This window comes from Streptomyces sp. AC558_RSS880, from assembly GCF_019049255.1.
In the GTDB taxonomy this organism is placed as follows: Bacteria; Actinomycetota; Actinomycetes; order Streptomycetales; family Streptomycetaceae; genus Streptomyces.
Genome location: NZ_JAGMUJ010000043.1, coordinates 22,730 through 31,799 on the forward strand (window position 1 = coordinate 22,730; position 9,070 = coordinate 31,799).

A 9,070-nucleotide genomic window follows, 5' to 3' on the forward strand; every position below is an offset into this window, starting at 1 on the left:
GGCCGCCGGCGCGCGGTTTTGGTCCGTGCCTTTCGAATGCGCGCCCGCCTGCCGGGTATTTGCTGCTGTGGAGCTGGGCGTCGCCCAGGGATCCGTCGTCACCGGGGAGGCAAGGAGCAGTGCCCATCGACAGCATCTGGTCATACGCGCCGGGCCTGGGCCACGTCCAGGAGCAGGACCTCACGGGCTACACCGTCGTCGCGAGCGACGGCACCATCGGCCACGTGGACCGGCAGGCCGATCACCACGGCATGCGGCACCTCGTCGTCGACACCGGGGTGTGGGTGTTCGGCCGCAGCCTCCTGGTGCCGGTCGGGGTCGTCGCCGCCGTCCACGCCGGGGAACGCCAGGTGACGCTGGACTGCACCAGGGCCGAGGTGAAGGAGGCGCCCCGGTTCCGGACCGACAGCGAGACCATGGACCCCGCCTATCTCACCGCGGTCGGTGATTACTACCACCGACTGCCGCCGCGCGAGAGCCCCACCGGGTGACCACCGCACGACAGGCGCGTCCGGCCGGCGGCACTGCAGTGGGCAGTGCCTCCGACGCGCGGGCGCACGCCGAGGCGACGGTGCGCGCCCACTGGGACGCCGAGGGCCGCACCCCGCACCACCAGGACATGATCGACCTCTCGCTCGTCGTGTCGGAGCTGGTCACCAACGCCATCCGGCACGGCGCCGGACTGGCCGGCTTCGACGCGCGGCCGACGGAGGAGGGCGTGCGGATCGCCGTCCACGACCACAGCGACGTCATCCCCGAGGCCGCCGGCGGAACCGGCGCCCTGCCGGACGTGCACCGCGGCAGCGGTTACGGCTGGCCCCTGGTGATCCGGCTGGCACGGGACATCGAGGTCCGCAGGCGCCCCGGCGGCGGCAAGACCGTCAGCGTGCTCGTCCCCCTGCGCGACGCGCCGTCGTAGGCTCACGGCTCACCAGGGCAGGAAGACGTGGATGTCCTTGCCGTGGTCGTCGCTGACGACGCTGACCTGGTCGCACAGTGTGTGGATCAGGTGCCAGCCGATACCGCCGCCGCCGCTGTGGGGGTGGAAGGGCCGCGGGGCCGGCTCGGTGGTGCTGGTGTCGTGCATCACCACGTGCACCCCGTCGAACGTTCTGCGCAGACGCAGCTGGAACGGGCCCGGCGCGTACTGGACCGCGTTGGCGGCCAGCTCCGTGACCACCAGCAGGATGTCGTCCCAGTGCTCGGGAGCCGACGGCGCCGACACACGGGCCAGGTCGAAGAGGAACTCCTCCGCGACCAGGCGTGCGTCCGTCACATCGTGCAGCTCCCCCGGGAAGCTGGCGATGCGGCTCGTGATGTCCTCGGCAGCCAGTGTCCTGTCCCTACGCGGCTCGCGTGCCATCTCGCCTTCCAGGCCCCGTCGTCGCGGGGCGGTCGTCCTTGCTTCTGCGTCCCCTCGAACTGTGGGTTCCCGTGCGGGCGGAGCCTACGCGCCCGCATGCCCGTGCCCGGTCGGTGACAAACCCGTCACCGACCGGCAGCGTCTTCCGGGGGCTGTCCGACGATTCCCGCCCACCGCGCGAGGGCGGACAGGCCCAGCCCTCCCCGGGCGGTCAGCGGAAGACGTTGTCCGAGTCGTCCCAGCCGGACGACTCGTCCACGGCCGGCGTCCGTCCCGGACGCGTCCGCGACTGGTACATCGCGTCGATCTCCAGCGCGTAGCGCCGCACGATCTCGTCCCGGCGCAGCTTCATCGACGGCGTCAGCAGCCCGTTGGCCACGTCGAACGGCTCGGGCAGCACCCGGAACACCCGGATCGACTCCGGGCGCGACACGCTGCTGTTGGCCGCGGCGACCGCCCGCGCGATCTCCTCCCGCAGCGCGTTCTCCTCCCGCGCCTCCCGGGCCGGCGCGTCGCCCGGCGGGGACAGCGCCGCCCGCCAGTCGTTGAGGAACTCCGGGTCCAGGGTGATCAGGGCACCCACACACGGCCGGTTGTCCCCCACGACGACGGCCTGATGGACCAGCGGGTGCATCCGCAGCCGCTGCTCCAGGGCCGCCGGCGCCACGCTCTTGCCGCTGCTCGTGATGATGACGTCCTTCTTGCGGCCGGTGATCGTGAGGTAGCCCTCGGCGTCCAGCCGGCCCAGATCGCCCGTGGCCAGCCAGCCGCCGCGCAGCACGGCCCGGGTGGCGGCCTCGTCCCCCACGTACCCCTGGAACACCGACGGCCCGCGCACCAGGATCTCCCCGTCGTCGGCCACCCGGATCTCGGTGCCCGGCAGCGCCTGCCCGACGGTGCCGGACTTCTCCCGCCCGAACGGCTGCATCGTCACCCCGCCGCTGGTCTCGGTGAGCCCGTAGCCGTCGTGGACGTAGATGCCGATCCCCTCGTAGAAGAGGGAGAGGTCGCGGTTGAGCGTCGACCCCCCGGAGGTGGCCCGCAGCACCCGGCCGCCCAGCGCGGCCCGCAGCCTGCGGTAGACCGTGCGCTCGTACAGGGCGTGCTGCAGCCGCAGGTCGAAGCCCGGCCCCGCACCGCGGCCCAGCCGCTGCCGCTCCAGCGCGGCGGCGAAGTCCCGTGCCGTGCCGGCCGCCCGCTCGAACAGGGCGCCGCGGCCCGACAGCTGTGCCGCGCGCAGGAAGTTCTTGTAGATCTTCTCCAGCAGCGAGGGGACGGCGTACAGATAGGTGGGCCGGAAGGTGCGCAGGGCCGAGGACAGGGACTCCCCGCCGATGTCGGGTTCGTGCCCCATCAGCAGCCCGCCGCGCACGCACAGCAACTGGATCATCAGACCGTAGACGTGGGAGAAGGGCAGGAAGGCGAGGACGGCGGCCTGCTCACCGGGGGGCGCCGCGACGTGGCCCCAGCCCGCCAGCAGGGTGTCGCTCATGAAGGCCAGGCCGCGGTGGCTCAGCGCACAGCCCAGGGCGTGGCCGGACGTGCCGGAGGTGTAGGCGACGACGGCCGTGGAGTCCGGCAGGACGATGCGGCGCATCGAGTCGACCGTGGCCGCCGGGATGAACTCGCCGCGCGCCACCAGCTGGTCCAGCGCGCCCGCGTCCAGCTGCCAGACGTGCCGCAGCCCCGGCAGCGCGGCGCACACCGACCCGACGGTCATCACGCCCTGCTCGTCCTCCACCAGCACGGCCACACAGCCGGAGTCCCGCAGGATCCACTCCACCTGTTCGCGCGCGGAGGTCGGATAGACGGGGACGACCTCGGCGCCCACCGTCCACAGGGCGTGGCCCAGGAGGGTCCACTCGTAGCGGGTGCGCGCCATGATCGCCACCCGCATGCCGGGCGAGATCCCGGACGCCACCAGGCCCTTGGCCACGGCGACGACCTCGTCGCGGAACTCGGCGGCGGTGATCTGCTCCCAGGTGGCGGAGGTCGGGTGGGCGCGACGGGCGAACATCGGCAGGGTGGGGCGCTCGGCCGCCGTCTCGAAGAGACTGTCGGCGAGGCCGCCGGTCAGGGGCGGGGCCGATGGGGGAGCGAGGGCGAGGTCGCGCATGCGCTGCTCCTGACGTGTACGGGGTGTGACTCGGCCGATGAGTACCGTCATCGGCGGTGCCTGAATGTAGCCGAGCCGGAGCGCCCCCGCGCCGGGATCGCGACAAGTGTGTCCGCACTGATGATCGTGGGACTTTCGGGGGACCCGGACGGCATGAGTTACGTCAATCCAGATCCCGAACCGGAACGCAGCACCGGCCTCGAACCGGGCGGCGGCGTCCCCCCGGGCGAGACCCCGCCCGCGGAGAGCAGCATGCCCGAGGCGGGCCCCCGGGAGACGCACAACCCGACCAAGGGCTGGGCCAAGGGCCCGCTGACCGTGATCCTCGCCCTCGCGGTGCTGATCGCGGCGTTCTTCCTGGTCTACGCCCTCATCCTCATCCTCTGACGCCCCTTGTCCGCTTATCCGCGAGGAGCGGATCCCGTACGCCCTACCCCCTGGGTGTGCCGCACGCACTCCGTGACGACGTCCCTCAGACTCCCCGTGCGTTCCAGCAGGGCGCGCTGCACCTGCGCCCCGTTGCCGTCGCGCAGCAGTCGTGCGCAGCCCTCGCGGGCGCGCTCCAGGTCGCCGGTGGCCTCCAAGGCCTCGGCGACGTGGTCGAGGAGGCTGTGTACGACCGTCTCGGCCGGCATGCGGCGCATGGTCCGCGGGTGGAGCAGTTCCTCCTCCAGCCCCGACCTGGCCGCCTGCCAGGCGGCCAGCCGGAGCAGGCTGACGCCGGGGTCCGCCGGCTCCAGGCCGGCCCGCCACTCGCGTGCCGCGGTCTCCACCAGCCCGCGGGCGAGGGTGGCGATCAGCGCCGCCGTCTCCGCGTGCAGACAGACGTCGGAGACGCGGATCTCCACCGTCGGGTACCGCTGGGAGAGCCGGGCGTCGAAGTAGACCATCGCCTCGTCGAGGATGACGCCGGTGGCCACCATGTCGGCGACCCGCCGGTGGTAGCGCTCGGCCGAGCCGAACGTCTCGGTCGGACCGGCGGACGGCCAGCGCTGCCAGACCCGGCTGCGGTAGCTGTTGTACCCCGTGTCGCTGCCCTGCCAGAACGGCGAGTTCGCGCTCAGCGCCGCCAGCACCGTCAGCCAGGGCCGCAGCCGGTCCACGACCCCGACACCCTCCTCGTCGGACTCGACGGACACATGGACGTGGCAGCCCATGACGAGCTGTTCCCGGGTGGCGATGCCGTACCGCTCCTCCATCCACTGGTACCGCCGGTTGACGCCGACGGACGGGCTCACCGGCAGCGGCGAGGTGGCGAGGGCGGCGACGGTGCAGCCGATCTTCCCCGCGTGCCCGGCGGCCTCCTCGCGGCAGCGGACGATCTCCGCGTGCAGGCTCTCCATCGAGGACTGCGGATGCGTGGCGAACTCCAGCATCTGCTCGTGCAGTTCCTTCTCGAAGACGTCCTGTTCCGCGCCGTCCCGGGCGGCGCGGGCGAGTACCGCCGCGGACATCGCCCGCGGTTCGCCGCTCTCCGGATCGACCAGGAGGAGCTCCTCCTCCACTCCGACGGTGCGCACCTGGTGCCGCCCTTCTGTGACCTGTCGTGACGACGCCGAGAAGCCCTCGGCCGTACGACCCCGAATGCCCCGGTGAGGGCATCGGACACCTGGCGGCGCCGCCGGACCCTCACAGGGCGATCGGCGTCAGCCACACCGTCGCGAGCGGAGGGAGGGTGAGCCGGACGGTGCCGTCCTCGGGCTTGACCGGGTCGGGGTTCGTGACGTCCCCGCCGCCGTAGTGCGCGGCGTCGGTGTTGAGGACCTCCTCCCAGGCGATCACGTCGTCGCCGACGGTGAGCGGGTAGTCGTGCCGGACCACGGGGGAGAAGTTCGACACCGCGAGCAGCGGCCGGCCCTCCGCGTCGTACCGCAGGAACGCGAAGACGTTGTCGTCGGCCGCGTCGACCGACACCCACCGGAAGCCGGACGGGTCGGTGTCGCGCTGCCACAGCGCCGGGGTCGCCCGGTAGCGGGTGTTGAGATCGCGCACCAGGTCCCGCACCCCGCGGTGGTCGCCCGCGGAGTGGTACCCGTCGTCGAGCAGCCACCACTCGGGGCCCTGCTTCTCGGACCACTCGGCACCCTGGGCGAACTCCTGCCCCATGAACAGCAGTTGCTTGCCGGGGTGGGCCCACATGAAACCGAGGTAGGCGCGCACGTTGGCGCGCCGCTGCCACCAGTCGCCCGGCATCTTCGACACCAGCGCCTGCTTGCCGTGCACCACCTCGTCGTGCGAGACGGGCAGCACGTAGTTCTCGCTGTAGGCGTACACCATCGCGAACGTCATCTCGTGGTGGTGGTACTTGCGGTGCACCGGCTCGTGGGAGACGTACTCCAGCGAGTCGTGCATCCAGCCCATGTTCCACTTGAAGCCGAACCCGAGGCCGCCGGTGTCGGTGGGCCGGGTCACCCCGCCCCACGCGGTGGACTCCTCCGCGATGGTCACCACCCCGGGGCAGCGCCGGTAGACGGTCGCGTTCATCTCCTGCAGGAACGCCATCGCCGCCAGGTCCTCCCGGCCGCCGTACGCGTTGGGTTCCCACCCGCCGTCCTCGCGCGAGTAGTCCAGGTAGAGCATGGAGGCCACCGCGTCCACCCGCAGTCCGTCGATGTGGAACTCCTGGCACCAGTACACGGCGTTCGCGACCAGGAAGTTGCGCACCTCGGTGCGGGCGAAGTCGAAGGTGTACGTCCCCCAGTCGGGGTGCTCCGCGCGCCGGGAGTCCCCGGGCTCGTACAGCGGGTCCCCGTCGAACCGGGCCAGCGCCCAGTCGTCCTTCGGGAAGTGCGCCGGCACCCAGTCCATGATCACGCCGATGCCGGCCCGGTGCAGCGCGTCGATCAGGTACTTGAAGTCGTCCGGGGTGCCGAGGCGGGCGGTGGGCGCGTAGAACCCGGTGACCTGGTAGCCCCAGGACGGTCCGAAGGGGTGCTCGGCGACCGGCATCAGCTCCACGTGGGTGAAGCCGAGGTCCTTGACGTAGGCCGGGAGCTCCTCGGCGAGTTCGCGGTACGTCAGTCCCGGCCGCCAGGACGGCAGGTGCACCTCGTACACCGAGAACGGCGCCTCGTGCACGGGCGTCGCCGCCCGCCGCGCGAACCACTCGGCGTCGCCCCACTCGTAGTGCGAGGCCGTCACGACGGACGCCGTGTTCGGCGGAGCCTCCGTGCGCCGCGCCATCGGGTCGGCCTTGAGGAACCGGTGGCCGTAGCGGGAGTGGATCTCGAACTTGTAGCAGGTGCCCTCACCGACGCCCGGCAGGAACAGCTCCCACACCCCGGACGAGCCCAGCGAGCGCATCGGGAACGCCGTGCCGTCCCAGTGGGTGAAGTCGGCGGCGACCCTCACCCCCTGCGCGTTCGGCGCCCACACCGTGAAGCGGGTGCCGGTGACGCCCTGGTGGGTCATCGGGTGCGCGCCGAGCGCCGTCCACAGCTCCTCGTGCCGGCCCTCGCCGATCAGATGCAGGTCGAACTCGCCGAGCGCGGGCAGGAACCGGTACGGATCGTGCGTCTCGACGGCCTCGTCGTCGCCGTAGGCCACCGTCAGCGTGTACGCGGGGATCGCGTCCAGCGGCAGTACGACGGAGAAGAGGCCGTCGCCCTCCGAGACGAGCGGGGTGCGCGCGCCGTCGACGACCACGCCCACCTCGCGGGCGAAGGGACGCAGCGCCCGGAAGGCGATCCCACCGGGCACCGGATGGGCGCCGAGCAGCGCGTGCGGATCGTGGTGGGCGCCCGCCAGCAGACGCCCCCTGTCGGTCGGGTCGAGGGCGGGTGCGGCGCCGGGGGGCGCGGCGGCGGACGGGACGGGCCCGACCGGCTCGGGAAGCGGGGTGTCACGCAGGGCCACGGCTTCAGTCTCCTCTCACGGCGAGGCGCTCGATCGCCGCCATGGGTACGGGCAGCCAGTCGGGTCGGTGCCGGGCCTCGTACAGCACCTCGTACACGGCCCGGTCCGTCTCGTAGGCGCGGAGCAGGCCGTGCTTCTTGCGCGGGTCCCAGCCGGCGCGGGCGGCGTAGCCCGCGCAGTAGGCCTCACGGCAGCGGCGCGCCCACTCCGGGCGCCAGGGGCGGCGCTGGCGGGCGGCGTAGTCGAAGGAGCGCAGCATCCCGGCGATGTCCCGCACGGGGGAGTGGGCGCTGCGCCGTTCGGAGAGCGGCCGGGACGGCTCACCCTCGAAGTCGATGACGAACCACTCACGTCCCGCCCGTAGCACCTGTCCCAGGTGGAGGTCGCCGTGGACGCGCTGGGCGGGCGGCCCGGCGTCGCAGGTGGCCAGGGCGGCGAAGGCGGTCCGCAGCCCCGGCACGAACGGCTGGAGCGCGGGGACGGCGTGCGCCGCGGCGGTCAGCCGCTCGGTCATCGCCGCCGCCGTCCGCCCGTTCTCGCCCGGCGCGCCGATGGGGAACGCCGAGGACAGCGCCAGGTGGACGTCCGCCGTGGCCCGGCCGAGGGCGTGCGACTGCGCGGTGAAGTCGTCACCGGCGGCGAGCGCGTCGAGGGCCAGCGTCCAGCCGTCGGAGGCGTTGCGCAGGTACGGCTGGAGCACACCGAGCGTCGCCTTGAACGGATGCGTGGTGTGGAACCAGGCCACCGGGGCGGGCACCCGGTGACAGCCCTGCCGGGCCAGCGCACCCGGCACCTCCAGATCCGGATTGACCCCGGGCTGGATGCGCCGGAACACCTTCAGGATGTACTCGTCGCCGTACACCAGCGAGGAGTTGGACTGCTCGGCGGTCATCAGGCGCGGCACCAGTCCGGCGGGCACCTGCTGGGACCCGTCGCACTCGAAGCGCAGCGGGCCCTCCGCACCGGGGTGGCGCAGCCGTTCCAGGAACAGCTGGGCGGCGCGCGGGTCGTGGAGGGCGTCGTAGACCGTCAGTCCGGCCAGCAGGCCGGCCGGCACCCTGCCGATGAGTGCCTTGCCGAGCCGCGGCGAGGGGTGCTCCCGTACGCCGAGGAGGAGCTGGTAGCAGTCACCGGCCGGGGTCGTGCCGCCGGGAGCGGGCACGCCTCCGTGACCGGCGTGCACCAGTACGTGCAGACAGCCCGGGAACAGCTCCGTCATCGACAGCACACCCAGGTCGGTGACGGGCCGGTCCTTGCCGGCGAACCAGCGCTGCAGCGGCAGCCACTCGCGCAGCAGCCCGGTGAGCGACTCCATGGGCTCGGCGGGCGCGCTTCGCGGTCGCAGGAACGCGGTCTTCGTCATGGTGACGCCTCCTCTCCCCGGCACACGCTCACAGTCGTCGGCCGATGCGGGATGCGACTCGGGTGAGCCGGAACCAGTAGAAGCCGTGGCCCCCGAGGGTCAGCAGGTACGGCAGGTCGCCGACGGCCGGGAAGCGCACCCCGCCGAACAGTTCGACCGGGTGCCGTCCGGCGAACTCGCGCAGGTCGAGCTCGGTGGGCTGTGCGAAGCGTGAGAAGTTGTTCACGCAGAGCACCAGGTCGTCCTCGTACTCGCGGAGGAAGGCGAGGACGGCGGGGTTGGAGGAGGGCAGTTCGGTGTAGGAGCCGAGGCCGAACGCCGGGTTCTGCTTGCGGATCTCGATCATCCGGCGGGTCCAGTGCAGCAGCGAGGA

The 9,070-nt window shown here is 72.5% G+C and carries 9 protein-coding genes; 3 read left to right on the forward strand and 6 right to left on the reverse strand.

The annotated features are described in order from the left end of the window. Positions 1 to 119: 119 nt before the first annotated feature. Complete coding sequence (locus KUM38_RS18750) at positions 120 to 491, forward strand: PRC-barrel domain-containing protein (protein WP_217130552.1); 372 nt, start codon at positions 120 to 122, stop codon at positions 489 to 491. After that, positions 488 to 919, forward strand: coding sequence for an ATP-binding protein (locus KUM38_RS18755; RefSeq protein ID WP_217130553.1), 432 nt, complete (start codon positions 488 to 490; stop codon positions 917 to 919). Before KUM38_RS18750 ends, KUM38_RS18755 begins: the two co-directional genes overlap by 4 nt. A gap of 9 nt (positions 920 to 928) precedes the next feature. Here the strand turns inward: KUM38_RS18755 and KUM38_RS18760 are convergent, their stop codons facing one another. Together KUM38_RS18760 and KUM38_RS18765 are read right to left on the reverse strand one after the other, a co-directional pair. Further along, the gene (locus tag KUM38_RS18760) at positions 929 to 1,363 is read right to left on the reverse strand and encodes an ATP-binding protein (RefSeq protein WP_217130554.1); all 435 of its coding nucleotides are present in this window, start codon (positions 1,361 to 1,363) and stop codon (positions 929 to 931) included. Between the two features lie 211 nt (positions 1,364 to 1,574). Beyond that, positions 1,575 to 3,479: a long-chain fatty acid--CoA ligase gene (locus KUM38_RS18765; RefSeq protein ID WP_217130555.1), complete on the reverse strand. Its 1,905-nt coding sequence runs from the start codon at positions 3,477 to 3,479 to the stop codon at positions 1,575 to 1,577. A gap of 153 nt (positions 3,480 to 3,632) precedes the next feature. Between KUM38_RS18765 and KUM38_RS18770 the strand changes: the two genes are divergently transcribed. Beyond that, positions 3,633 to 3,866 (forward strand): DUF6480 family protein, encoded by a 234-nt coding sequence (locus tag KUM38_RS18770; protein WP_217130562.1) that lies wholly within the window; start codon positions 3,633 to 3,635, stop codon positions 3,864 to 3,866. 14 nt (positions 3,867 to 3,880) lie between these two features. On the opposite strand, the gene KUM38_RS18775 is transcribed toward KUM38_RS18770, so the two are convergent. The 4 genes from KUM38_RS18775 to KUM38_RS18790 form a co-directional block, all read right to left on the reverse strand. Next, a complete protein-coding gene (locus tag KUM38_RS18775) occupies positions 3,881 to 4,999 on the reverse strand; it encodes a glutamate--cysteine ligase (protein WP_217130556.1) in 1,119 nt (372 codons plus the stop codon). 109 nt (positions 5,000 to 5,108) lie between these two features. Next, positions 5,109 to 7,334 carry a 1,4-alpha-glucan branching enzyme gene (gene glgB, locus KUM38_RS18780; RefSeq protein WP_217130557.1) on the reverse strand — a complete coding sequence of 742 codons (2,226 nt, stop codon included), beginning with the start codon at positions 7,332 to 7,334 and terminating at the stop codon, positions 5,109 to 5,111. A 4-nt stretch (positions 7,335 to 7,338) separates the two neighbouring features. Beyond that, complete coding sequence (locus KUM38_RS18785) at positions 7,339 to 8,697, reverse strand: maltokinase (RefSeq protein ID WP_217130558.1); 1,359 nt, start codon at positions 8,695 to 8,697, stop codon at positions 7,339 to 7,341. Between the two features lie 28 nt (positions 8,698 to 8,725). After that, on the reverse strand, positions 8,726 to 9,070 hold a 345-nt coding region (locus KUM38_RS18790), incomplete at its 5' end, for an alpha-glucosidase C-terminal domain-containing protein (protein WP_217130559.1).